Origin of the sequence: Pseudoalteromonas sp. SK18 (genome assembly GCF_001974855.1) — a bacterium.
Lineage (GTDB): Bacteria > Pseudomonadota > Gammaproteobacteria > Enterobacterales > Alteromonadaceae > Pseudoalteromonas.
The window spans coordinates 32,081-58,858 of record NZ_MTQB01000005.1 but is presented as its reverse complement, the minus strand read 5'-3'; the positions used below and the strand labels follow the sequence as shown (position 1 = coordinate 58,858).

21 protein-coding genes are annotated in these 26,778 nt (G+C 40.1%); 11 read left to right on the top strand and 10 right to left on the bottom strand.

All coding sequences use genetic code 11. The features are described from left to right. Positions 1-111 precede the first annotated feature (111 nt). Complete coding sequence (locus BW139_RS05535; protein ID WP_076918944.1) at positions 112-1,845, top strand: lysophospholipid acyltransferase family protein; 1,734 nt, start codon at positions 112-114, stop codon at positions 1,843-1,845. Between the two features lie 67 nt (positions 1,846-1,912). On the opposite strand, the gene dapE is transcribed toward BW139_RS05535, so the two are convergent. Beyond that, positions 1,913-3,103, bottom strand: coding sequence for a succinyl-diaminopimelate desuccinylase (gene dapE / locus BW139_RS05530; protein ID WP_076918943.1), 1,191 nt, complete (start codon positions 3,101-3,103; stop codon positions 1,913-1,915). Positions 3,104-3,174: 71 nt separating this feature from the next. After that, positions 3,175-4,593: an MATE family efflux transporter gene (locus BW139_RS05525; protein WP_076918942.1), complete on the bottom strand. Its 1,419-nt coding sequence runs from the start codon at positions 4,591-4,593 to the stop codon at positions 3,175-3,177. A 272-nt stretch (positions 4,594-4,865) separates the two neighbouring features. Here BW139_RS05525 and BW139_RS05520 point away from each other — a divergent pair, with 272 nt between their 5' ends. Beyond that, positions 4,866-5,519, top strand: a complete 654-nt coding sequence (locus BW139_RS05520; protein ID WP_008109545.1) for an OmpW family protein — start codon at positions 4,866-4,868, stop codon at positions 5,517-5,519. Between the two features lie 52 nt (positions 5,520-5,571). Here BW139_RS05520 and BW139_RS05515 read toward each other — a convergent pair whose 3' ends face one another. Together BW139_RS05515 and tyrR are read right to left on the bottom strand one after the other, a co-directional pair. Continuing rightward, the gene (locus BW139_RS05515) at positions 5,572-6,108 is read right to left on the bottom strand and encodes a thioesterase family protein (protein WP_076918941.1); all 537 of its coding nucleotides are present in this window, start codon (positions 6,106-6,108) and stop codon (positions 5,572-5,574) included. A gap of 112 nt (positions 6,109-6,220) precedes the next feature. Beyond that, on the bottom strand, positions 6,221-7,777 hold the full coding sequence (gene tyrR / locus BW139_RS05510) for a transcriptional regulator TyrR (RefSeq protein WP_008109548.1): 1,557 nt from the start codon (positions 7,775-7,777) through the stop codon (positions 6,221-6,223). A 742-nt stretch (positions 7,778-8,519) separates the two neighbouring features. Here tyrR and BW139_RS05505 point away from each other — a divergent pair. From BW139_RS05505 to BW139_RS05485, 5 genes are all read left to right on the top strand, one after another. After that, positions 8,520-10,019, top strand: a complete 1,500-nt coding sequence (locus BW139_RS05505) for a peptide MFS transporter (RefSeq protein WP_076918940.1) — start codon at positions 8,520-8,522, stop codon at positions 10,017-10,019. Positions 10,020-10,531: 512 nt separating this feature from the next. Beyond that, positions 10,532-11,578 carry a 4-hydroxyphenylpyruvate dioxygenase gene (gene hppD / locus BW139_RS05500; protein ID WP_076918939.1) on the top strand — a complete coding sequence of 349 codons (1,047 nt, stop codon included), beginning with the start codon at positions 10,532-10,534 and terminating at the stop codon, positions 11,576-11,578. A gap of 211 nt (positions 11,579-11,789) precedes the next feature. Then, positions 11,790-13,103, top strand: coding sequence for a fumarylacetoacetase (gene fahA, locus BW139_RS05495; protein ID WP_076918938.1), 1,314 nt, complete (start codon positions 11,790-11,792; stop codon positions 13,101-13,103). Positions 13,104-13,246: 143 nt separating this feature from the next. Beyond that, complete coding sequence (locus BW139_RS05490) at positions 13,247-14,401, top strand: M23 family metallopeptidase (protein WP_055011704.1); 1,155 nt, start codon at positions 13,247-13,249, stop codon at positions 14,399-14,401. Beyond that, on the top strand, positions 14,391-14,873 hold the full coding sequence (locus tag BW139_RS05485) for a polymer-forming cytoskeletal protein (protein ID WP_008109555.1): 483 nt from the start codon (positions 14,391-14,393) through the stop codon (positions 14,871-14,873). Before BW139_RS05490 ends, BW139_RS05485 begins: the two co-directional genes overlap by 11 nt. An 82-nt stretch (positions 14,874-14,955) precedes the next feature. Here BW139_RS05485 and BW139_RS05480 read toward each other — a convergent pair whose 3' ends face one another. Further along, positions 14,956-15,429, bottom strand: a complete 474-nt coding sequence (locus BW139_RS05480) for a hotdog fold domain-containing protein (protein WP_008464694.1) — start codon at positions 15,427-15,429, stop codon at positions 14,956-14,958. A 184-nt stretch (positions 15,430-15,613) separates the two neighbouring features. Between BW139_RS05480 and BW139_RS05470 the strand changes: the two genes are divergently transcribed. The 4 genes from BW139_RS05470 (at position 15,614) to BW139_RS05455 (ending at position 20,118) form a co-directional block, all read left to right on the top strand. Further along, positions 15,614-16,789, top strand: a complete 1,176-nt coding sequence (locus tag BW139_RS05470) for a multidrug effflux MFS transporter (protein WP_076918937.1) — start codon at positions 15,614-15,616, stop codon at positions 16,787-16,789. 226 nt (positions 16,790-17,015) lie between these two features. Then, positions 17,016-18,857 (top strand): S8 family serine peptidase, encoded by a 1,842-nt coding sequence (locus BW139_RS05465; protein WP_076918936.1) that lies wholly within the window; start codon positions 17,016-17,018, stop codon positions 18,855-18,857. A gap of 145 nt (positions 18,858-19,002) precedes the next feature. Continuing rightward, the gene (locus tag BW139_RS05460) at positions 19,003-19,635 is read left to right on the top strand and encodes a LysE family translocator (protein ID WP_076919037.1); all 633 of its coding nucleotides are present in this window, start codon (positions 19,003-19,005) and stop codon (positions 19,633-19,635) included. An 18-nt stretch (positions 19,636-19,653) separates the two neighbouring features. Next, entirely contained in the window at positions 19,654-20,118 is a 465-nt protein-coding gene (locus BW139_RS05455) for a methylglyoxal synthase (protein WP_008464686.1), read from the top strand. A gap of 4 nt (positions 20,119-20,122) precedes the next feature. On the opposite strand, the gene yegD is transcribed toward BW139_RS05455, so the two are convergent. The 5 genes from yegD to BW139_RS05430 form a co-directional block, all read right to left on the bottom strand. After that, a complete protein-coding gene (gene yegD / locus BW139_RS05450) occupies positions 20,123-21,487 on the bottom strand; it encodes a molecular chaperone (RefSeq protein ID WP_076918935.1) in 1,365 nt (454 codons plus the stop codon). An 85-nt stretch (positions 21,488-21,572) separates the two neighbouring features. Next, positions 21,573-22,409 carry a DNA ligase gene (locus tag BW139_RS05445; RefSeq protein WP_076918934.1) on the bottom strand — a complete coding sequence of 279 codons (837 nt, stop codon included), beginning with the start codon at positions 22,407-22,409 and terminating at the stop codon, positions 21,573-21,575. Between the two features lie 172 nt (positions 22,410-22,581). Further along, positions 22,582-22,881, bottom strand: a complete 300-nt coding sequence (locus tag BW139_RS05440) for a hypothetical protein (RefSeq protein WP_008109576.1) — start codon at positions 22,879-22,881, stop codon at positions 22,582-22,584. Positions 22,882-22,996: 115 nt separating this feature from the next. Next, complete coding sequence (locus BW139_RS05435) at positions 22,997-25,285, bottom strand: TonB-dependent receptor (protein WP_008464679.1); 2,289 nt, start codon at positions 25,283-25,285, stop codon at positions 22,997-22,999. A gap of 349 nt (positions 25,286-25,634) precedes the next feature. Next, the gene (locus tag BW139_RS05430; RefSeq protein ID WP_008108776.1) at positions 25,635-26,507 is read right to left on the bottom strand and encodes a mechanosensitive ion channel family protein; all 873 of its coding nucleotides are present in this window, start codon (positions 26,505-26,507) and stop codon (positions 25,635-25,637) included. Positions 26,508-26,778 lie beyond the last annotated feature (271 nt).

Sequence of the window (26,778 nt, the reverse complement as noted above, 5' to 3'; positions counted from 1 at the left end):
ATTCAATAGTAAGTAAACGGTTTTAAAAAGTCACACAACTGACCGCGTATTGTCATATCCGCACTCTAAGCTAAACATATTGGCCTTAGCCTAGTATAAAAAGAGGTGCGTATGATCAGTGTAGATAAAGTAATAGCAACCAATTTACCACAGTTAACTAACTCATTTAAAATAAAAAAACTGGTAAAAAAAAGTCTTAGCTACTTATTACATGAACAAGAATTTACAAACTTTGCAACTGCCTATCCCCACCTTCAAGGAATAGAATTTGTAGAGCAAGTACTTGATGAACTTGATTTTGAAACTCGTTATAAAGCTAAGCAAATAGAAAATATTCCCAGTGAAGGAAAAATTGTCATTATTGCAAACCACCCTATCGGCTCCTTAGATGCGCTTGCATTAATTAATGTGTTATCAACGGTAAGAGCCGATTTAAAAGTGGTGGCTAACCGTATGTTAATGACCGTTGACGCCATGCATTCGTTATTACTACCCGTTGATAACCTATCAGGGCAAAGTAAAAAACAAGAGCTGAGTAATATCCACCAGCACTTAAAAAATGAAGGAGCGTTACTTATTTTCCCTGCCGGTGAAGTTTCTCGACTTCGTCCTACGGGTATAAAAGACTGCAAATGGAACAGTGGCTTTTTACGCATTGCTAAAAAGGCTAACAGCCCTATTTTGCCTATCTATATTAAAGCCAGAAATAGTCCGCTGTTTTACGGCGCATCTATGCTTTATAAACCACTGGCTAGCTTATTACTGGTAAAAGAAATGTTTAAGCAACGTCAAAAATCACTCGAGTTTGAAATTGGCGCTTCCATTGCTCCTGAGTCTTATTTAATCCCAGACTTAAAAGACAAAGAAGTGGTTGAGCTAATCCGTAAGCAACTATATCGTTTAACCACAAAAAAAACGCTACCATTAAAAACTCATGCTCCGATCGCCTCTCCTGAATGTAAAAAAGAATTAAAAAAAGCCATAGAATGCTGCGAACATTTAGGTAAAACCAGTGATGGCATGGTGATTTATTTGTACCAATACCAAGGAAGCTCTCCCTTATTTCGTGAACTGGGCCGCTTACGAGAAATCGCTTTTCGGGCTGTAGGTGAAGGTAGTGGAAACCGCCGAGACATAGATAAATACGATATGCACTATCAGCATTTAGTATTGTGGGATGAACATGCACTAGAGTTGGTGGGTGCTTACCGATTAGCCTGTGCACAGGATGTGATTGAACAACACTCACAAAGTGGGCTTTATACCGATAGCCTATTTAATTATACCCAAGATATGACTCCTTATTTTAAACAAGGCATTGAGCTAGGCCGAAGCTTTGTACAACCTAAATATTGGGGCAGAAAAAGTCTCGACTACTTATGGTATGGTATTGGCGCTTTTATAAATCGCTACCCTCAATACCGTTACTTATTTGGTGCGGTGAGTGTATCAAACGCGCTGCCTGAGCAGGCAAAGTCTTTATTAGTGCATTATTATCAGCACTATTATGGCTGTGAAAAATCACTCGCAACGCCTAACAATGCTTTTCGTCACACGCCTGATCAGCAAACTCAGTGCACTAACTTGTTCATGGGTAACAATATAAAAGAAGATTTTGTAGAGCTTAAACACATACTCGCCAACATGGGCACGCATGTACCCACGTTATTTAAACAATATACAGAGCTATGCGAACCAAATGGCGTTAAATTTTTAAGCTTTAGTATTGATCCACAATTCAATAATTGTATTGATGGCCTAGTATTGGTTGATCTTGAAAAAGTAAAACCAAGCAAAGCAAAACGCTACTTGGATACTACTGATAGAACAACAGTAGCAAGTTAAAGCGTTAACCCTGAATCGAATAACTATTAAAGCGGCATTAAGCGGCGCTTTAATAGTTATTAATACTTCAAGGCTGAGTAAAAATACCATCGAGTAATTGCGTATAAATTTTTTCTATTTCTAACAAGTCGCAAATCGGTACATTTTCATTAACCTGATGAATACTATGGTTTCGTACCCCACACTCTATGACTTGTGTTTTTTGCTGTGAAAAAAATCGTCCGTCCGATGTCCCACCACTGGTGCTTAATAAAGGATAATTCCCCGTCACTTTAAAAATTGCCTGCTCTAACTGAGCGAGTAAGCAACTCTCAATCTTATGGCTTGTATAATAGGGTTCACATGGACGCTCCCACTGTATAACCAAATGCTCGCTGAAATCCTTCAGTGCAGCAAACACACGTTGCTTAACATGTTTACTTTTATACCCATGGCTATAGCGAATATTAAAAGTAATATCACACTGAGCTGGCACGAGGTTATCTAATACATTATCAATATTAATACCGGTGACTTGCAGCGTTGTTTTTGAACTAAGTTCATCTAAAGGCCAGTCTATTTGTGTGAGCCTGTTAACCACTTCAGCACTGATGTGCGCAGCATTAATGGTATTCTCAGGATAGGCTACATGCCCAGCCTTTCCTTGAATAGTTAATCGAGCAGATAAGGCTCCACGTCGACCATTTTTTATAGTGTCACCTACCTGCAGGTGGCTGGTTGGCTCACCAACAATACAGCCATCAAGCACAACGCCCTGTTGTGCTAATCGCTTGGCAATCAACACAGAGCCATGCTCCGCCTCACCTTCTTCATCTGAGGTGATCAGCCAAAATAATGTTCCCTGCTTTTGCTGCGCGCTGTTTATTAACGTCTGCGTTGCACTAAGCATCGCGGCAATGCCTCCTTTCATATCGGCGGCACCACGCCCATAAATTGCATCGTTAATTATGTGTCCACCAAACGGATCGGCTAACCAGCCACCTTGCGTTGCGGGTACCACATCAATATGGCCAGAAAATGCCACCACGGGGCCTGCCCCAAAGGTTATTTTTGCAATTAAGTTTGTCACATTATTAGAACTAAATTGCTCTGTACTAAAGCCTAACTCAGTAAGGTGGTTCGCAAGCCACTCAATGCCACCAGCTGGATTAGGAGTAATCGATTTAAATCGGATCAGAGTTTGTAAGTGACTCACTGTTTTTAACTGTGCAATAGTTAAGTACGGCGCTTGTGCTTTTGTATTGATAGCTTTTGTCATAATAAACACACCTCGTTTTAGCAGTGTATTTATTACAACGACTTTTTATGACCGCATTATGAATTTACTAGCTAACGTGCGCCCTCTTCTATTAATGTTTCTCGTGTAACCTGCACTATGTGCTTATCTTCTTTAGTTAACTTGGTTTTTTTCCAAGAGCCACGCATAAACCATGCAAATGCTATCAATGCGATGGTTATGTTAGTAATTGCAAAAGAATACCAAATGCCTTGATCGCCAAGCTCAGTATGATTAGAAAGAATATAAGCGGCAGGGAACTGCACTACACATTGTGATAATAACGCGATAACCATTGCATTGAGCATATTACCTGAGGCACGAAAAGCAGCAACAATACAAAGTTGCACCCCTATTCCACCCCAACTTAAGCACATTACTTGAATAAACTGCGCCCCATTAGTAATAACGTCATTATCGTCAGGAATAAAAAATGCAACTAATGAATCTGCATATAAATATGCAATGGCGCCAACACATGAGAGCCCTAACAAGCCCCACACACTAGCAAGTTTAGTGATCTGCTCAGCCCGCTTGATATTACCAGCCCCCATATTTTGCCCAACCAAGGTTGATACCGCCATTGATAAGCCCATAGCGGGGATCATTACCATTTGCAAAATATTAGAGCCAACACCATAAGCAGCAATTGTCGTAGTACCAAAGCTGGCAACTAGAAATGACATGATGATCAAACCAAATGCACGTGTCGATAATTCAATAGAGCCTGGCGCTCCCAAGAAAAAAGCGCGCTTAATATAGTACCAGTCGGGGTAAAAGCTTTTTAGTTGTAATTGAATACCATGGCGACCACGTAAAAATATAATAATGCCCGCAAGCGCTGCCAAACTTTGTGTAACCAGAGTAGCCAGCGCAGCGCCCATCACACCAAGCCCCTCAAAACGGCCATAACCAAATATAAATAACGGATCGAGTATAAAATTAAGTACTACGGTTGTGCTGACTATAATTAACGGCACCTTAGTTTGCCCAATACCCCGCATCAGCGATTGAAACATGGCATAAATAAATACAAAAATAACGCTAATAAAAGATACATGCATAAACTTTAACGCATCACTATATACGGCTGCTTCAACCCCCAGTAAGGTTAAAAAATAAGGTGATAATGCATAACCTAATAAACCAAGTAATAATGCAACTAATGTCACCATTAACACCGTTTGCGCTGCAACATGGTTGACCTTATCTTGTTGGCCTGCCCCCATGTATTGTGCCGATAAAATCGCCCCCGCCATAGCAAAGCCTGAACCTATCGCAATAACCAAAAATGTGACGGGCGTACTTATAGATACAGCAGCCACTTGCGCAGCCCCTAATCGGCCAACCCAAAAAGCATCTGTAAGCTGATAAGCAGACTGCAAAATATTTATGAGGATAATCGGAATGCCTAGTTTTAATAGCGCTTTGGCAATAGAGCCTTGAAGAAATAGTTGACCAGAGGGAGTCATGAGGCCGCTTACTTGTATTAAATCGTGAACATAGCGTTAGTTTAACAAACCTAGCTGATTATATTCTGAATACTTCGTTTACGGCTGGTATTTATGTGATCAGTCAATAGCTTTTAAGCGCGAACTGATTAAAAGTTTAATCTAAATCAATAAATAGAGGCTCTTTACTCACACGCTTTTGAAACTTTGATCTAGAACAGGTTTTTATTTTTAACCTCGAGCAATAATAGCGCCATCAACAAATAGTCACACAGTAGTTCACGGAGAACAACATGAAAACTAAACTAAGCATTGCAATACTTACTTCTTTACTGGCTCTTTCTCCTGCAGCACACGCTAACTTTAGCGTTAATGTCGGCGCAATTAATGTTAACCCAGATAACGATGGCTCAAAGATTAACGAAGCACCTACTCTTGGTTTAAAAGGTGATTCAAATACTCAGTTAGGTATTACTGTAGATTACGCATTTAACGACCAATGGGTGTTAGAGCTTATTGCAGCAACGCCGTTTTCTCATGATGTAGAAGGTACGGGTGGTTTAGCTGGTAATAAGATTGCCGACATTAAACATTTACCACCATCATTGGTTGCACAATACCACTTTTTAGATAGCAGCTACGCACTTCGTCCATTTGTTGGTGTAGGTATTAACTATACGACTTTCTTTGACGAGCAACCTTCTGCAGCACTTAAAGCAACCTTAGGCACTAACGATGTGGAAGTAAAACTAGATGACTCATTTGGTTTTGTTGCTCAAGTAGGTGCTAACTACAAGATTGATGAGAAATGGGGCCTACACGCTATGGTATCTATCATGGATATCGATACCGATGCGACTGTTTATGCTAATGGTGCAAAAGCATTAACTTCAACCGTGTCACTTGACCCTGTTGTAGCTATGTTTGGTCTTAAATACTCGTTCTAATAACGATTATGTGTGTGTTAAAAAGGCCGCAAGGCCTTTTTTTTGCATGTAATTAACGAGGTAAGTTATTTACTTTTTTTTGCTCAAGCATTTCTTTCCAGTGAATTATTTCTGCCGGTAAAATAGGCGCTACGCCGTCAAAACCAGCAACCTCCAACATATGCTCAACGCTTACCACCCCTTTTTTACTTTTAAATACGCCACGTACATAGGCAATTGCATGTAAACCACGCTCTGAATGAAATTTTTGTTCAATATAAAAGTATTTATGATCCCAGCCGACTAAACGGGTACTAATGGTAAAGCGCTGCATTGGCTTAATATCACGGATGTAGGTAATGGCTGTCGCATTAACAATAGGAAACCAACGACGCTTCATTATTTGCTTTAGTAAGCCAACTCGCTCAGTCATCCAAGTACGCGATAAATCCATCATCGCTAAATAGCGTGAATTAGTTAAGTGCAAATTAATATCGCAGTCACTTGGCAATGCTTTGTAGTCTATATCAACCGTGTCTAACAAAGCTTGATAATCACGATTACGTTTAATTTTAAAAAATAACAGCAGCAGTCTAAAATATAAGTTCACAGTAGAGGTCTTACCAGTTGAGTTTTTATCAGTGTATCATAGCGATTGACTCGTTTGGTTGTTTTTAAACCAAGGAATCAATCGCTAAATGAGGATGTTTGGGTATCTATCTTTAAACTTTAACCGTTTTGCGGTTAATGCCGTAATCACGCAATTTATTAGCCACAGCAGTGTGACTTAGTCCTAAGCGTTTAGCTAACTGACGTGAACTTGGATAAGCTGGATAAAGTTTACGCAATAAAGTAGCTTCAAAACGCTTAACCGCTTGATCGAGCGAGCCCTCAAAATCAGACTCTAAATAGCCTAAATCATGGGTAAACGTGGGTAACTGTAAATGTTCAACGCGCAGTTCACTGTCTTCTAACAAAGATACCGCACGGTAAATCGCATTTTCTAATTGGCGTACATTACCTGGCCATGGGTAATCTTGTAAAAATGTTAAACACTCTTCAGATAACTCAGGCACAGTATGGCCGTTTTGCTGGGCATATTTTTGAATAAAGTGCTCAGCAAGTGGGCCAACATCGGCTTTACGATCTCTCAGTGGTGCAATTTCTAGCGTTAGTACATTAATGCGATAGTATAAGTCTTCTCTAAATACGCCCTCTTGTACCATTGCTGGTAAATCTTTTTGGGTAGCAGCAACGATGCGTACATTTACTTTAACTTCGTTTTCGTCGCCTACTTTTCTAAACGTACCATCTTGTAAAAAGCGCAGTAATTTAGTTTGGAGTTGAGTAGACATTTCGCCCACTTCATCTAAAAATACCGTTCCACCATCCGCTTGTTCAAGTACACCGCGTTTAGGCGCCGCATTCTCTTCATAACCGGCGTAACCAAAAAGCTCTGACTCGGCAACATCATCCGGTAACGAGGCACACGATAAAGCAATAAACGGTTTTACTGAGCGGTTAGATGCATAGTGACAAGCTCGCGCTAATAACTCTTTACCTGTACCGGTTTCACCTGTAATAAGAATGGGAGCTTCAAGTTGCGCCATTTTTCGCGCTTCGCGCACCACACGACGCATCGCCGTGCTAAAATTATGAATAGTCGCAAAGCTTTCTTGACCATAGCGTCTAAACGCACTCACTTGCTGACCTAGACGGCTTTGCGATTTTATATTAATTACCGCGCCCGCTAACACATCACCCTCACTGCCTTGTGGCACAGCAATAGGTAAAATATCAGCAATAAAGTCTTCGCCTGCTACTTCAACCCGGGTAGTTTGCCCAAGCACTTCTTTGCCTTCTAACCAACGGGTAAAGTTAAAGCCTTTGAGTAAGTTATTAATGTTGGCGCCAATAACTTCTTTTTCTGTTAGCTGTAAATCTTTACACGCCGCGTCGTTACACAGACGCACCCAGCCTTTAGCATCAATAGATATAACGCCATCGGGAAGTGCTCTTAATAAGGTGTTTAATTCATTGTGCTCACGTTCAGATGGTAAAAACGCGGTAGTACGTACATCATGAACACCATCAATCAATCGAATTGAAGGCATAATCTTTTGAAATTGTTCAAATTCAATTTCAGGAAAACTCACATACATACGACAATTTACTGAGTCGACTTCAATTCCTTTTAAGTCAACATTGTAGCTAACTAAAATATTAAGAATCTCTTGAGCAATACCAACTCGGTCTGCACAGTGAATATCTAAACGCATACACCCTCAGGTAAGGAAAAACTAGTTGGCGTGAATAATACGCTAACTATGATTATCAGCATAGTTTATTGTAAAGAAATTTGGACGAAAAATGTTTTTTTACTTCCTAGAGCGCTTTTTCAAGCACTTAAAATATTTAATCTTGGCTGCTCACTAAAAGTCGGGGTCATTACATGTAAATATAGCCAAACTAACTTTGTATAAATTATATTCTCCAATGGGCTAATCATTGCTGTGCATCCGCTAATATTTGCTCATGTTTAATCTAAACGGTGATTATTAAAATAAAGTAGTAAAGGTTAACGATTGTTGAATAACTTGGTGCCTGTAACCCACCGTAAATAAAGCGGTTTTATGTTTTTTAATAGAATTTAAAACCGGGTAAAAGAAAGCTTTGCAATGACAATGTTACTTGTGTTGTTAAATATCTTTTTGGATGAGCTTAAGTGTTTAGCGCAACAACGAGGGTTTTACCGGTTGCTATTTAACAATTACATAACGGATGTGTGATAGCGCGCTCAATGCTTCCCCTCGTACAAAGGTCTATGTATACTTAGGCGCAATTGTAACTAGGATAAGGGTGTGACTCTTACCTAAACGTATAGCTGCGTTTAGCAAACCATTACCTTAGCTGCATAAAAAACACTGATGATCGAGCATTTATTATACTTTTAAAAAGTACCAATTTAGCTAAATAAAAAACCACAAGGTCATCAAAACAATAATGAATTAGGAAGTAAATATGAGTTCAAATTCTGACAGTGGCTGGTTTGGTCACCCTAAAGGACTTTCGACCCTATTTTTCACAGAAATGTGGGAGCGAATGAGTTATTACGGTATGCGAGCTATGCTCGTATTATTTATGACAGCAAGTTTACAACAAGAAGGCCTAGGATTTACCGTTGCTTCTGCTGCTGCAATTTATGGCTTATACACAGGTTCAGTGTACTTTTTAGGTTTACCTGGTGGCTGGTTAGCCGATAGATTATTTGGTGGTCAAAAAGCAGTATGGTACGGCGGTATCATCATCATGTGTGGCCACATTATTTTAGCCGTTCCACATGAATATTCTTTTTTCATTGGTTTAATCTTTGTCGCAACGGGTACGGGTTTACTTAAACCTAATATCAGTGCCATGGTTGGTCAGCTTTATACTGACGAAGATGAACGCCGTGACGGTGGTTACGCTATTTACTACATGGGTATTAACTTAGGTTCTTTAATTGGTTACTACGTTTGTGGTTACTTTATGGAAAACGTAGGTTGGCACTGGGCATTTGGTGCGGCTGCTGTAGGTATGGCTATTGGTTTAGTGCAGTACAAACGCACGCTAAATAACTTACCAGATCATAGCGCGTTACCTGCGAACCCATTAAGCCCTAAAGGTGCTTCACGCGCATGGGGCGGTATTGCTGCGTTTGTAATTGTTGTTGCCGGCGTAACTGCTGCAGCGATGACTGGCGCTATAGTTATTAACCCGACTATTGTTGCAGGTTACACAGCTGTTGTATTTACTGTTATCTTTTTCATTTACTTTGGCCTTGTTTATTTCAAAGGCAAACTAACCGACGCTGAAAAGCAAAGAATGTGGGCGCTGTTTTTAGTTTGTGTTGCTTCTGCGTGTTTTTGGTCTGGCTTTGAACAAGCGGGTTCTTCATTAAACCTATTTGCTCGTGACTACACAGACCGTCTTATTGGCACATTTGAAATTCCAACGACTTGGTTCCAATCTCTAAATTCGTTATTCATTATTGCCCTATCACCATTTTTTGCCGCTCTTTGGATTAATTTATCTAAGAAAATGGTATCGCCTACTTATAGCGTAAAATGTGCATTGGGCTTAGTTATTATGGCTTCAGGCTTTTTAGTTATGTTCATGGCAGCGCATTACGCAGCTGAAGGCTTAAAAGTAGCCCCTTACTGGCTGGTTACAACGTATTTCTTACATACAGTGGGTGAGCTTTGTTTAAGCCCAGTTGCATTGAGTGCGGTAAGTAAATTATCTCCTCGTCGCTATACGGGTCAAATGATGGGTGTATTTGTACTTACATACTCAATTGGTAACGTAATTTCAGGCTTACTTGCTGGTAACTTTGATCCTAACAATGTTGCAGAAATTCCTAACCTTTACTTACAAATTGCATTATTTAGTATCGGTGTAGGTATCATCTTAGTACTGATGAGCTTCAAAGCTAAGGTATGGGAAAAACAAGGTTTAGAGCAAACCTCACCAGCCCAATAATTTAAATTAATCACAACGCGTAATTATGCGCTTTGACTAATGATATTAAATACCCCCTGCAGCTAACTGCAGGGGGTATTTTTATGGCTAACTAACCTAGTTGTTACAATATAATACGACACAGTAAGTGGAGTTAATGAATCAAACCCTCAGTATCTGTTGTTTTGTTAATGTCGTGAGCAGCTACGCTTAGGTTGAGTGTAAACAATAGAATACAAAAACCGCTCTTTTTTTAGTGTATAAGAACTATAAAAAAAGATAGAAAATTAAATTTAAAATAAATTAAATCAGTAGGTTAAATTTAAAATCCATACATTATTCTAGCTAGATAATTTTTACTTACCTCGGCTCGTATGTAAATAAATGTCATGCTTTGCTAACCGTCCCGTAAAATTTACACACGCGCCATTTACTAAATAACAACACCCTCTTCCCCAAAGCATTAATCTGGTTAATCATGCAGGCAATACGATAACTAATAATCGCAGTGCTTAATTGCGGGAGTAATTATAATGAGTGAAGTAAATAATCCTTTAGGTTTGGTTGGTATTGAGTTTACTGAATATGCAACACCCGATGCTGATTACATGGACAAAGTATTTACCGATTTTGGCTTTTCAAAATTAAAAAAATTCAAAGGTAAAGACATTGTTTATTACAACCAAAACGATATTCATTTTTTACTAAATAATGAACGCGACGGCTTTTCAGCTGAATTTGCTAAAAACCACGGCCCAGCAATTTGTTCTATGGGCTGGCGTGTAGAGAACGCTCAAGCAGCGTTTGAGGCTGCGGTTGAGCGCGGCGCTAAGCCTGCCACCGATGCAGCTAACAAAGACTTACCGTACCCTGCTATTTACGGCATTGGCGATAGCTTAATTTACTTTATTGAACAATTTGGTGATAAAGGCTCTATTTACGATAATGATTTCGAAGATCTGAGCGAGCCAAACAAAGTAGAAAGTAAAGGCTTCTTACGTATCGACCACCTAACCAACAACGTATATAAAGGTACTATGGAAACATGGGCTAACTTTTATAAAGACGTGTTTGGTTTTACCGAAGTTCGTTACTTTGATATTAAAGGCCAAAAAACAGCCCTGCTTTCATATGCATTAAAATCACCGTGTGGCACATTCTCTATCCCAATCAATGAAGGTAAAGGTAACGACAATAACCAAATTGATGAATACCTAGGTGAATACAATGGCCCAGGTGTGCAGCATTTAGCGTTTTTAACTGACGACTTAGTAAGCTCACTAGATAAGCTAGATAAATCAACTATCGCTACTTTAGATATTATTCCAGAGTACTACGATACTATTTTTGACCGTGTGCCATGGGTTAAAGAAGACAAAGAAAAAATCCGTGAGCATCAAATTCTGGTTGATAGCCAAAGCGAAGATTGCTACTTACTGCAAATTTTCTCTAAAAACTTATTTGGCCCTATCTTCATTGAAATGATTCAACGTGTTGATGATGGTGGCTTTGGTGAGGGTAACTTCCAAGCACTGTTTGAGTCAATTGAACGTGATCAAGAGCGCCGCGGCGTTTTATAAGCAAATAAAGCAACTTTAAAAAGCAGCGTATTTCGCTGCTTTTTGTCGTTTAATCGTAATTGAGAGGTAAAACTATCTCTCTGTGTGTTTAAATCGCGCTTTTCATCACCATATAGCTAGGTAATAGATGAAATTAACGGGTGCTATATTCTTATTTAATAAATTGATATTTATACTGATAAGCGCGACCAACTAAACCAAAGGAAATGTAATGAGTTTAATTAACGAAACCCATGATATAAATTTAACTAGCTGGGTAGCATCAGCAAATGATGCACAATGTGACTTCCCTATTCAAAACCTACCTTTTGCAGAAGTACGTCGCAAAAACAGCAATGAAGCTTTTCGTGGTGCTGTTGCCATTGGCGACCAGGTTATTGATTTAGCAAAAGTAAATGAACTCGGTATTTTTTCAGGTGATGCCCAAACAGCCGTTGCATCTGCAAGTAACCCGACTTTGAACGAGTTTATGGGATTAGGTGAGCAATATTGGTCAGCACTTCGTTTAGCACTGTCTAAAGCATTACGTGAAGGTTCTGCTCATCAAGAGCAACTAGCACAAGCGCTTATACCTCAAAGCGAAATTGAATTTGCTCTACCATGTCGCATTGGCGATTACACTGACTTTTACACATCGATTTATCATGCCACGGCCGTAGGAAGTTTATTCCGTCCTGATAACCCATTACTACCAAATTACAAATGGGTGCCGATTGGTTACCATGGTCGCTCATCGTCTATTGGTGTGTCTGGTCAGCAGTTTCATCGCCCTAAAGGACAAACTAAAGCGCCAGACGCAGAAGTTCCTTCATTTGGTCCATGTAAACGCCTTGACTACGAGCTAGAACTAGGTATTTATCTAGGTAAAGGTAATGAGCTTGGCGATGCTATTGCAATTGAAAATGCTGAAAAGCATGTATTCGGCTTTTGTGTTTTCAACGATTGGTCAGCACGTGACTTACAAGCATGGGAATACCAACCGCTTGGTCCATTCTTAGCTAAAAACTTCGCATCAACCGTGTCTCCATGGATTGTAACCACCGAAGCACTTGCACCATACAGAACAAGTTGGACGCGTGATGAAAACGATCCGCAACCACTAGAGTACTTAGAATCAACGGCTAACCGTGATCAAGGCGCATTTGATATTCAAATGGACGTTAAAATTCAAACGCAAAAAATGCGTGATGAAGGCTACAACCCAACTCAAGTGTCTAAGTCTAGCTTTAAACACTCATACTGGACTGTAGCGCAAATGGTAACTCACCATACCGTAAACGGGTGTAACTTTATGCCAGGCGACATGCTGGGCTCTGGCACGCAATCAGGGCCTACTCACGAAGAAGCGGGTTCATTACTTGAGCTTTCTCGTGGTGGTAAAGAAAAGATTACGCTAAGTAACGGCGAGCAGCGTAGCTTCTTGGAAGATGGCGACAACGTTATAATGCGTGGCTGGTGTGAAAAAGAAGGCTTTGCACGTATTGGCTTTGGCTTTGTAGAGAGCACCGTACTACCAGCAAAATAATATATAAAATCAATAAACTAGTAAAAAAGGGTTGTTGAATAAGCAGCCCTTTTTTATTAATTAAGCCGAAGTTACAATTTTTTTCTGGCTTTTTTAGTTCAAATTGCTATCTTGAATCCGTTAATAGCCAGTATTTATGTGACATGCCTGTATTTATAAAGTCTTTTTTTAATAAACATTTCCCAGCTCGTCAGCTGCTCATTCGCCAAAATGGTGAAGTAAAGCATGTTGTTTTGGCGCCTTGGTTACAGGTTTCTGTGCTTGCTATTATTTTCATTGCTATTGCATGGATCAGTGTTTCGAGTATCCGTGTTTATATGCAAACACACCAAATTTCTCATATCGAGCAAACTCAGCTTGATAAGCAAGTACAATGGCAACAAAAAGTAAAGCAACAGCAACAACGCTACGCATTGCAGCAAGAGCAGTTAGCTGAACTTGAACAAAAACAAGCTTTACTTCAAGGTATGATTGAATCACTCCCAGCTTCTATCAGCAAAGATGTAATAAAATTAGAGGGTGAGCTTGAATCTTCTCCTATTAATGAGAACGAAAGCGAATTTCATGAGCCGCTCGAAGAAGATAAAACACAAAATAAGCATGCACAAACCAGTTTTGAGCAGCGCTACATCATGCTAAATCAGCAGTACGATACTAATTTCACGTTATTGGCTGCGCAGATTAATCAGCGCCATGATGCGATTATAGAAATACTCAAAGGCACGGGTCTTGAAAATGCACTGGCACAACATCTCGCGTTAAGCACGCAAACAACGGCGCAAGGTGGCCCGCTAGATATACTCGATGAAAGTAAAATTCCTAGTAACTTTCTAGTCATTGCAGATAAGTTGTTATTGTTAAACCAGCTAGAGAGCTTTTTAACTGAGTTGCCAAGTACCCTGCCCTTACCTGCTGCAAAATATTATATTTCCAGTAATTTTGGACTTAGAAAAGACCCAATGAATAAAAGGCGCGCTTTTCATAAAGGCATTGATTTAGCTGGGTGGCATAAAACAGAAATTTTTGCCCCTGCCGATGGCACGGTTCGTCGAGCTGGCCGTAATGGCGGTTATGGTAACTTTATAGAGTTAGAGCATAAAAACGGTGTTGTAACGCGCTTTGGTCACTTAAACAAAATTAATGTTAAAAAAGGTCAATTAGTCACAAAGCACGATGTCATTGGCTTAATGGGCAGTACCGGAAGAAGTACAAGTACTCATTTACACTATGAAGTATTAATAGACGACAAGCATGTCAATCCACTAAAAATAACAAAGGCGCTTTCTCGTGTTTGGTAAAAATAAACAAGCAAAAACAGACTCATCTATTAAGAGAGTGAGTCACACTCCCTCAATCATTTCTAATGATGTGCGTATAACGGGCTCTTTGGTAAGCCAAGGTGAAGTACAACTCGACGGACGTATTGATGGTGACATTAAGGCCGAACATTTAGTGATTGGCACCTCAGGTGTTGTTGAAGGCGTTGTTGAGGCAAGCAGTGTCGTTGTTAAGGGTAAAATCATCGGCTCTTTAAATGCAAGTGAAGTAAAGATCGAAAATAATGCTCATGTGCTTGGCGATATATTTCATGACACCCTGAGCATAGAAGCAGGTGCGATTATTGAAGGCAGTTTAAAGCAGCGCTTTGAAAAAGAAGTCATTGAACATGCTAAAGATAAGCCAAAACCAGCTCACGACGTAAAAGCCATTGTTGATAATGAAGACAGCGGGCTTTCGTTTGTAAACAAGCAACCTGCAGCCAAAAGCTAGTTGTATTAGTTTAAATGGTTTAGCCTGCCTGTTGGCTAAACCATTAATCACCTCTTTAAAATCCCTTGGGCGGCTTATACGCTTACTTTTTCTGCGTTATATACATGGTTATGTCTGCGGTAAACACCAGTTCGTTACGCGTATTGTAAAGCTTTACCGGTACGACTAAATCTTCTTTATCAACCCACTGATGAGGCAGGTCAATCTCAGCGATAGCAGTAACATCAGTGTCGACCTTAGCCAAGTACTGTACTGTCATTCCCTTAGGGATCCAACGGTGGGTTTTATAAGGTACCGTTGCATCAACCATTACCCCCGCGCACAGCTCAGCTAAATTACATTGTGCAATCGCATGGATAGTGCCAATGTGATTGTGCACACGGCGAGTATTTTTAACCACAGCACTACAGTGCCCTGCTTTTAAATCTAAAATCGTCGGTTTCATAGAGCCAAAGTAAGGCGCTTTAAAACATACGGCTTTACTAAACAGCCAATTACCAAACGGCAGCTTTTTAAATTTATGCCATGTTTTTATTAGTGCAGACTCATTACTCATTATTGTTTTTCCATTGTCTTTGCTTAAAAAGCAAATTAACACATCGGATCAGTTTAAAGAAGTGTGATACTTCAACAAAAATAATCATAATAAAGAAAAAAGTAAGTAACTTGGCTGATGCATCGGCCATAAGCCCTTTCTTTTTCATCAGTCACCACTTAAAATGCCGGCAAAAGGAGACCTGATGCAAACACAGCCCGCTAAACCAAACTTAATTTTATTACTGATCTTAGCGTTACTCGTCATTTTTTGTCCTATGGGCATTGATATTTATTTACCTGCTTTTCCCACTATTGCAGAACAATTTTCAGTGAGCGAAAAACAAGTACAGCAAACAGTGGCTATTTTTATGCTTACTGTTGGTTTGGGACAATTAATTGCAGGCCCTCTCGCTGATCGCTTCGGACGTAAGCCTGTAGCCTTGACCGGCGTAACTTTATATGGACTGGCGGCATTAGGTGCATATTATGCTCCTAGCTTTTTAATACTGATGTTTGCCCGTGCAATTCAAGGGTTAGGCGCGTGCGCCACCTTTGTTGTTGCTTTTGCAATAGTAAGAGATAAGTTTGGTAGTGAACGTAGTGGCCAAATAATTACCTACCTAAACGGGATAGTGTGCTTTATTCCTGCTTTAGCGCCTATTTTAGGTGCGTGGTTAACCGTACAGTTTGGTTGGCAAATGAACTTTCTATTTTTAACTGGCTTTGCATTATTGGGGTTTATTGTCACCTTATTCTTGTTCAGAGAAACACGCCCAGCAGACAGTCATTATCAGGGGCATATATTAGATTTAAGACGCTTTATCCCTATTATTTCAACTCCGTTATTTTTATTTAATAGTTTGTTATGTATGGTGACTATGTCGGCTATATTAGTGTTTGTAACACTGGCTCCAGGTTGGCTCATTACTGAATTAGGTGGCAGCGTAGCCGACTTTACCTTTTGGTTCTCGCTTAATGCAGTGCTTAGTATTCTTGCTAGCTTTATCATGCCTATTTACATTAAACGCCAACCAAAAAGAGCACTAAAAGCAGGTCTTGTGTTGTTAGTAAGTGCAGGCTTACTGATGCTAGTATTAAGCCAATATAAAACCCCATTAGCATTAATGATCCCTATGTTTATTGCTGCCTTTGGTTTTGCTTTAACACTTGGCTCTGCCGCTGGACGAGCTTTAAGTCTGTTCCCTAAGCAAGCTGGCACCGCCTCAGCTCTTTTAGGAGCGATGCAAATGAGTGGGGCAAGTTTATTGGTGTTTATTACTCAATATTTAAACTTATCTACACCCGAGCTTATAGGCACACACTTTTTATTATTAATTCCCTTTTCTTACTTACTATTTCGTTATACTAAATATGCTTAGGCGCTAAAGCGTTTTCTATTACTCTTCAATTTTGGCTAATTCAGGTTTTACCTGATTAGCCGCCCCTAATTCAAATACAAATGTATATTTTTTGTTTAATACTGGCTATTTTAAAGTTAAATAGTTTTGTTTTTGTAGATAAAATAGCTTGTTTTATGCTTTATATTATTTTATTGTCTGCTAAAGTTAACAGTTAGTTAACCAATTAATTCTAGGATAATATAATATGAAAAAGAATAAACTCGCCTTAGCATTAGTTCTTACTGGTATTTGTTCAGCAGGTGCTGCCCAAGCTGCGAACGATCGCTTCATCATCCAAGTTGATAATAATAAAAAAGGTGTTGTTAAAGCGCTGACTAAAAAACTAGGTGGTGACATTAAAGTAGATGGCAATGGATTCATTGCAGCCAAGTTTACTGGACAAGATTTAAGTAGCTTAAAAGGCCTGCTTAACAACCCGCATATTAAACTCATTGAAGAAGATCATAAGCGCGTTCCTATGTCATTATTTAACGATGATGTAGGTGATGCCATGCAGCAACAAATTACGCCATATGCGGTTTATCAATCACAGGTTGATCAAGTTACTTTTGATGCCAATGCAGGCATGAAAGTATGTGTTATCGATTCAGGCTTAGATAGCTCAAACCCTGATTTTGTTTGGGGTAACATTACTGGCGATAACGACAGCGGTACTGGAAATTGGTTTGATAATGGCGGTCCACACGGGACGCATGTCGCCGGTACGATTGGTGCTGCAGATAATAACCTCGGTGTTGTGGGTATGGCACCGGGTGTGGCAATGCACATTATTAAAGTATTTAACGAAGCGGGTTGGGGTTACTCATCTGACTTGGCTCAAGCGGCTGATTTATGTTCTCAAGCGGGTGCAAATATTATTAGTATGAGCTTAGGGGGCGGTGGCTCAAACAGTACAGAGTCAAATGCGTTTGCTAACTTTACCAATGCTGGCGGACTTGTGGTTGCAGCCGCTGGTAATGATGGTAATAACGTACGTTCTTATCCTGCAGGCTACCCATCAGTAATGATGGTTGGCGCTAATGATGCCGATAATCAAATTGCTGATTTTTCACAATTCCCAAGTTGTTCATCAGGTCGTGGGAAACGCGCGACTAATGATGAAACTATTTGTGTTGAAGTAACTGCTGGTGGTGTTGATACTCTATCGACCTACCCTGCGGGCATGGCAACAGCAGCGAGTATGTCGGCTGATGGCACAGCATATAATTCATCAGCAATGGAAAATGCAGGTCAAGTCACGGCGAGTGCCTACTTTATGGGGACTGGCGAAACAGTTGATCCAGCAGCGGCTGGTAAAGTATGTATGATTGACCGCGGCGTTATTTCATTTTATGACAAAGTTGCTAACTGTGAAAACTCAGGCGGTTTAGGTGCGGTTATTATCAACAATGAAGCTGGCATGTTATACGCAACACTAGGTGATACCAACGATACTTCAATTCCTGCTGTGGGCGCTGCATTTGAAGATCGTAACGCATTAGTTGCTAGTACAAACGTGACAATTAATATTGGCGCAACTGATTATGGCTTTATGAGTGGAACGTCAATGGCAACTCCTGCGGTTTCAGGTATTGCTGCGCTAGTATGGTCTAACCATAGCAACTGTACAGGCACAGAAATTCGCGATGCGTTAAAAGCAACTGCGCAAGATCAAGGGGCTGCTGGTCGTGATGATTACTTTGGCTACGGCATTGTAAAAGCGGCTGACGCTGATGCTTACCTTACAGCAAACGGCTGTGCGGGTGGCGATACTGGTGGTGTTGATCCAGAGCCAGGCGTAGATGATATCTCTCTTAGCGCTTCAGGTTACAAATCAAAAGGCACTAAATTTGTTGATTTAAGTTGGAATGGCGCAGCAACAAGCCAAGTTGATATCTACCGCAATGGTAGCAAAGTCATAACCACTGCAAATAATAATGCCTACACCGACAGCATTAATACTAAAGGTGGCGGCACCTATACATATCAAGTGTGTGAAGCGCTGAGCACTACGGTGTGTTCAAATAATATCACCGTTAGTTTTTAATAAATTTAGCACTTCGTTATGTTTAAAAGCATAACGGCTAGTTTTATAACAACTTAGTATCCTCAACTTAGCGGGCAATATGCCCGCTTTTTATTTTCCTCATTGCTTGATAAAATCACTTACCACTTCTCTTTCGTACTATTTAATGATCAACCCTGACTTTTTGCTCTCATTTTTACTCGCCAGCTTTTTAATGGCCGTTGCGCCTGGGCCATCAAACGCGTTTTTAATGGCACAAACATTTGCTAATGGGCGAAAAGCAGGTATGCAAAGTGCTTTTGGCTTTGCCTTAGGTGGCGTAGTGCATACATTTTTTGCGGTTGTCGGTTTAAGCGCTATATTAAAGGCCTCTGAAACGGCTTACGCCAGCGTGCAATATGCAGGAGCAGCCTATTTATGTTACTTAGGGTTTATGATGCTTAAAGGCACCTTCAAGCCCCCCATTTGCGAGCAAGACGATAAGCCTCATGTTACCACCAGTAAAAACAAAAACGTGATGTTTCAAGCTATGATGACTGAAGTACTTAACCCAAAAGTCGCTTTGTTTTTTATTGCTTTTATCCCACAATTTGTTGACCCTAGCTTATCCTCGGCGACCTTTCAGCTGGCGTTTTTTGGCCTGCTTTATCCAATCTTTGCTTTTCCTATTGACTGCACGTATATTTATTTTGGTGATAAAATAGCACAGTTTTTTAAACATCACCCTAATAGCCAGCGTTGGATAGATAGATTTACAGGTATTGTGTTTATCGCTCTGGCTGTTAATCTCTTACTCTAATTAATAATAAGAACACCCATGGACCAAAAAATACAATCTCTTCCAGCTAAGAAAAATATAGCCCTTGTTGCACATGATGGAAAAAAAGCCGCGCTAAAATTGTGGTGTGAAAAACACACCCCAATGTTAAGTAAACATAAGTTATATGGCACTGGAACAACCGGACATTTAATAGAAAAAACCACTGGTTTGAATGTCGTGCAATTACTCAGTGGACCTATGGGTGGCGATCAGCAGCTAGGGGCTAAAATAGCGGAACATGAAATTCATGTGTTAATCTTTTTTTGGGATCCTCTGGCTTCTCAGCCGCACGACCCCGATGTAAAAGCATTGCTTCGTTTAGCCGCGGTGTGGAACATTCCTGTTGCCTGTAATGAAGTAAGCGCTGATATGTTACTTAGCTCACCACTTATGGACACCGAATTTGAGCGTTCTTTGCCAGATTACGAAAAGTACCTCGCAACCCGACAAATCTCTTTATAGCCGCTTATTTATAAAGCATATTCGCCCATTTAGTCAGACCTGCGGTAACACTGCCAAAGTGATCACCGTTAACCATTTTAATGTCGCCTAAGTGGGTTTTTAAAGCCGCCTTGATCAGTGGTGATTGCGCACTACCACCCGTTAAATAGATTACATCTGGGGTGGTGTTTGCATCTGCAATGGCCTGTTTTGCTAATGTCACTATTTGGCTAATACTGTCGTCAACGGCTAATGCTAATTCATTAATAGAGATATCTTTATCAAGTGATGAATCTAAAAATGTTAAATCACAATTAAAGTTTTCAGATGAGCTTAGTGCAATTTTTGCCGCTTCAGCTTGTTGAACTAATTGATGGCCTTGCTTATTTTGCTGTAAATGAATGAGCCGTTTATATAAATCAGGCGCACTCACATCGCGTAATTGGGCGCTTAATTCACGATAGTGCTGGGCACTATAAAACTGGCTTTGTAAATTAACATCGTTAATTTTACATGCCTGCCAAAATGCTTGATTCGGTAAAGGTAAACCCGATTTAAAAGTACTCCCTAAACCAAGTAACGGCATTAAACCATGATAGCTCAGAGCAATATCTAAATCATTACCACCTACTCGCTTTCCGCTATGTGCTAAAAAGTCTGCATCTCGCTGTTGTTTATTTCTAAAGCTGGGTCCCATTTGTACAAATGAACAGTCACTTGTACCACCGCCTATATCAATTACCAGCACTTTTTGGTCTTGCGTTAAATCACTTTCATAGTCAATCCCAGCGGCAAGTGGTTCATATAAAAATTCCACATCTTTAAAGCCGGCTCGGTTTGCTGCGCGTGTTAAAATGCCCACGGCTTGTTGGTTTGACTGCTCACCACCAACCGCTTGAAAATTCACTGGGCGACCAATAACTGTTTGGCTTAGCGTATATCCTAACGATGATTCGGCACGTTGTTTTATTTTTAAAATCATTGCTGTGGCAATATCTTCAAAAAAATTAATTTGTCCTTGCTTTAAGCCAGTAGCGCCAAAAAAAGACTTTGGCGATTTTACAAAATAACCTTCTTCGGGAAATTGTACATATTCGCTAATCGCCTTACGGCCAATAAATAGAGTCTCATCGCCGGCTTGTAGGTCTAGGTCTGATTTAATTCGCGCAAGCGTATTAAGTAACGGTTGGCGCGCGGTTTTATAGGTATGCTCATGATCTGAACCGTGTAAATGCTGCGCTACAAAATCAACGACTAAGGCACTATGATGGGTGTATAACGTTGATGGAAGATAGTGTTTGCCTTGCTCTAAAGGGATAAGCTGAACACGTTCTTCGTTTAAAACACCCATAGCACAATTAGAACTACCATAATCAAAACCAACAAACATAGATCACCAAACATTACCAAAAAGGCCGCGCAATTTAGCATAATTGCCAAAAAATATATACTGAATTGGCCTCTAGTTAATGCTTTTAGGGTCTTTCCCGTAAAAAGCTGGCAAAACGCGGTAAGCCATTTTTAGTGTACCCGTGGTATCGATAAGTGATTGTTGAACCAATGGCTGGCGGACGCTTGCGTTCTTCATCACTAAACCCCGTGCCAATAGAAAATGTCTGGCCATGTTTTGTCTGTACTTTCAATGCGCCAAGCATTCCTGTGTATTTACCTTTACCCGGTAAATATTCAATAACTAGCGCTTCAGCATCCAAATAAGGCTTGAGTTTTAACAATGCACTCGAGCGACCACTCGTATGCTTAGCCTCTTTAAAATGAAGCATAACACCCTCGCCACCTTGTTTGGTTACCTGATTAAAATAATCACTGAGCTGCTGGTTGTCGCTAAATTGATATTGCTTAACCGCTTTAATATGGGGACTATTTAGCTTAGTAATGAGTGATAGGTAATTTTGATAACGACGGTGAAAAGGCGTGCTTGTATCTGGCATATCAAATACCTGATAAGTAACACTTTGCCACTGCAAATCGTTGGGTATTTTTGTTCTTGCAATACCGCTGACAACAGAAAATTGACCTCGTTTAGTCCATAACTCACCATCTAACCAAACATCAGGCAAAGGAGCGGTAAACCACTTAGGCGGGTTTATGGAGTTGCCTTGACGGGTAACAAACTGCTTTCCCGTCCAGATTGCTCTTACTCCGTCATACTTTTCACTCACCAAGTATTGGCGAATATCTTCATGCTTAGTTTCATCGTAAACATTAGCAAGTTGCACTGGAGGCAATTGCGCCAATAAGCTCGCACTAAAAAGGGTTAAAAAAGTAAACAGCGTTGCTTTAATCATTATCATTGCTGCATCCTTGCAAATTTAAATATGGCTTAAACTATAGTTGAGATTGAAGCCAGTGCCAAAATTCTTCAAGGTTATCCATTTGCTGTGTTGCTTTACTAAAGTCTTACTCCTGTGTAATTATTTTGCTCGTTAATAAAAAAGGTGCCTAGGCACCTTTAATTAATTTGTGTTACTCAGCCAAGCCTGCTGGCGGCTCAGCATAAGCGTCTTCGCCGGTATCTACATCAACTAACTCATAACCTCGGGCTTTGCGCATTACTTTAAGTATCGGCTTTTCGAAGGCGGTTTTTAAGCGCTCAGCATCATCTTTTAACGCATCTAATGTGGTGCCAAATGGTGCTGCACCAGTCTCTGACCAGTTAGTTACTTTACCATTTAAGTTATATTCCACTTCGTGTATTTGATATTGCGCCGCTTCATCTTTGGTTGCTTCACAATAAATTACACGGTAATTCCAAAATCCAGCCATTACTTTTTCTCTTTAATAAACATATGGGCGCTACTTTAGCAGCTCTACAAAAATAAAAAAGCCTGCACTAGGCAGGCTTTTATCAATAATTACAATTTAACGTTAAATTTATCGATTAGAAAAAGTTAACTTTAAATTCAGCGCCAATATAACGCTCTTCGTTAACCATGGCTGTATTGTTGTTAAAATCAACACCACCAATTGCTTGCTGCTCGTCAAACATATTACGCACGAATGCTGATACTTCATATTCGTAGTCGCCTTGCGCCCATGCATAACCGGCACGTAGACCAACTTCAGTTAGTGGCTTACCTTCAAACTCAACTGATTCATATAAGAAAAAGTCAATTTCACTGCGGTACGACACATCAGCGTAAGCAAAGAAATCACCTTCAGCGAGTTCTTTAGTGTAACGAAGTGTGATGTTAGAGATCCACTCTGGTGCATGCGGTAAGCTGTTACCATCTAAAATAGCACGATCTTCAGGACCAAATGCACCTGGTACTTGGAAGGTAGGATCAGTAACAGTACACTGTGCACACACTGCAACGGCTAAATCTTTGTCTTTAAGCTCTGTTTTGTTGTAACTTAAATTAAACGTTGCATTTAGTTCATCCGTTAACACCCACTCAGAATCAATTTCGAAACCGTAGCCAGTTGTTTTATCAGCATTTAATAGGCGGTTAAAGTTAGCACCACCACCTACAGCAGTTAGCTGTTGGTCATCCATAGTGTAATAAAATACGGTTGCATTTACGCGGCCTTGGCCATCTAACACATCAGATTTAATACCTGTCTCGTATGACGTAACAGTTTCTGAATCAGCAACGGTTACTTCATCACCAAATAAGATACGACCCTGAAGACTTGGTGCACGGAAACTGTTAGCAATACGACCATACCAGTTTACGTCATCGTTGATTTTGTAGTTAGCTGATAAATCCCAGCTTACGTGATCATCGCTAACATTTTTTTCAATGTAAGTAGCAGCACCACCTACAGGGCTAAGCGTACGATTTGCTGAGAATTCTTTCTCATCGTCTGAATAACGAAGGCCCGCGGTTACTTTCAAGTCATCAGTAATGGTGTAATCAACTGAGCCGAATACAGCCCATGCTTTAGTATCTTGCTGCTGACTAACAAAACCGTTTAATACGCCATTATTGGCTGTATCATAGCTAAAGTTTTCAATCGTTAATGCTTCGTCGAAGTAAAAAACACCCACCTGGTAATTTACGTCACCGGCAAAGTTGCTTGATAAGCGAAGTTCTTGCGTGTATTGGTCTTGATCTGGAATACCATCAGCACTTTCTGAAGAGAAAGGAATAAAACCAGGGCCCATTGCAACTGGAACATCATTGATAGAGAACCCACCGTAGCCACCATCGATGTCAGCACGAGAGTAAATTTCTGCACTTTCCCAACCAGAAATTGACGTTACTGTATGATTAGCTAAGTCCCACTCAAGCTTAAGGCTTGCACCTTGCGATTCCACTTGCTGCGTCGCACGAGATGCGGCATCGTGATACACCACGTCATTTTCAAAACCATCAACTAAATCGTTAGTACCAGGTTTGATAGTGTTAGCACGAAAGGCAATTGGAGAGCCATCTAAATCACGAACATGGTAATTAAATAATCCAGTGAAATCGTCACCTTCATATAAAAATTGAATACGGGCTGCTTGTTCAGTGTAACCACCTAAGGCATCTTTTTGCTCAAAACCTGGTGCACGATTATCAATGTAATCGTCTTTATCTTGCCAAAGTACTGAAACACGTGTTGATAAACGATCTGTTAATGAACCACCAACAGCACCTTCAAAGTCAACAGCACCACGGCTACCGTAAGAAACAGCGCCATAACCTTCAAATTCTTGGCTTGGTTTAACAGTATCAAACTTAACTAGACCAGCCGGTGTGTTACGACCAAATAGTGTACCTTGTGGGCCACGAAGCACTTCAACACGTGCTACGTCAAATACCGGGAAGCCTTTTAAGATTGCGTTTTCTTGTACAATTTCATCAACCACAAGTGACACTGGTTGCGAAGCATTCAAATCGAAATCAGTGTTACCAAGACCACGTACATAAAAGCGTGGGAATGAACGGCCAAATGAAGATTCAATAGATAAACTTGGGATTTTCGCATTCATAAAACGAATATCCATACCAGCTGAGCTGTAAGCATCTAAGCTATCGCCTTGCAGGGCTGAAACAGCAACAGGTACTTCTTGAGCGTTTTCTACTCGTTTACGAGCAGTAACTTGAATAACTTCTAGTTGGTTCTTCTTAGCAGTAGTTTCTTGCTCAGCAGCTACGGCTGAAATTGACGTACCTGCTACGGCAGAGAACAACGTTGCATTGATAAGGGTTGCTAACGTAGATCTTTTCATTGCTTTCATGTCGGGGTTAACCTTTTTAGTGCACTCTTGTTCAACGGTTGATGTGTTGCGCAATTAAATAATTACGGATTCAGTCAATTTTTCGCGACTTGCTCTATGCGGCGCGGACCTTATTACCGAGAGTACAAAAACGGCATAAATAAGGCTGATTGAATGCGCCAGATTATACCATGCTGTAATTAATTTACCGCATATTGAGCCCTAAAAAAGTAAACTTATTTTTAACACTTAACGGCACTATCAACTCTTTTACTGCCTTTTTAACAACAAAAAGCACAAAAGGCGGACATATGTCCTTACAATGAATCATTAAAAAATATAGAAAATAATGTGACGATTTTTTTAAATACTACTTTTTAACTAAAGAACGCGTCAATGCGATTTCGCCATCTATATGAATATCTCGCTGCGGAAATGCAATAACCACATCGTGCTGTTCAAACACCTCATAAATACTAAAGCGAATATCACTGCGCACTTGCCTTAAGCGAGTTTCTGATTCAGCGCAGACCCAAAAAATAGCATTAAAAACTAATGAACTATCTGCAAAGTCATCAAATAATACGGTTGATTGAGGTGTTGCTAATATTGCCTCATGCTCATCTAACACTTGCTGAATTAACGTTTTAACAAGCAATACATCAGAGCCATAAGCCACGCCAACACTCACTGATGAGCGCGCGTTGCCATCAATTAGCGTCCAGTTGGTTACTGTGTTTTCTAATAACTGGCTATTGGGTATCAACATATGAACACCGTCGTTTCTACGAATACGGGTAGAGCGAGTATTAATAGTTTCAACCACTCCCTTGGCAGTGCCAACTTCTAAAAAGTCACCAATACGAATTGGCCGTTCCCACATTAGTATCCAACCACTAATAAAGTTATTAATAATGTTTTGCGCACCAAAGCCTACACCAATAGCAATTGCGCCCGATACAAACGCAAAGGCGGTTAGTGGAATATTAAGCACTTCGAGGGAGGTAAAAAGCAAAATCGCAATACTTAAAATAAAATAAAAACGCGTAAATAAATGCACAGCATCAGGGCTCATTTTTCGAGCTAATAATGACTTTTTAATTAACTTGCCAATCTGCGTCACTACAAACCACATGGTAAACAAAATAAGGGGGACTTGAATGACTTTTGCTACGGTAATGTGAATGTCGTTGTAGCTAAACAATACGAAGGCGAGAATGTGATTTATTTGTTCTAAGTTCATTGATTTTCCATGTATAAAGTCGCACGCAAATAATTGTTTTTTATGTGCTAGTAATACCCCAAGTTTAGCATGCGGTTAGCTTAAATCTATATTTACAAATTTAAAATAACCACCCAATTAAGCACTCTGAACCCCGCTACTTGCATTTATGTTTTGTATTGTGGTCGGTGCTTGCTAAGGCTGTATACACTTTATTGATGATTTTTACTGCTGTTTTTATCTACATATCGAGCTTATATAATCTAATTTGCGTTTAAATCCCGCTTTAAAT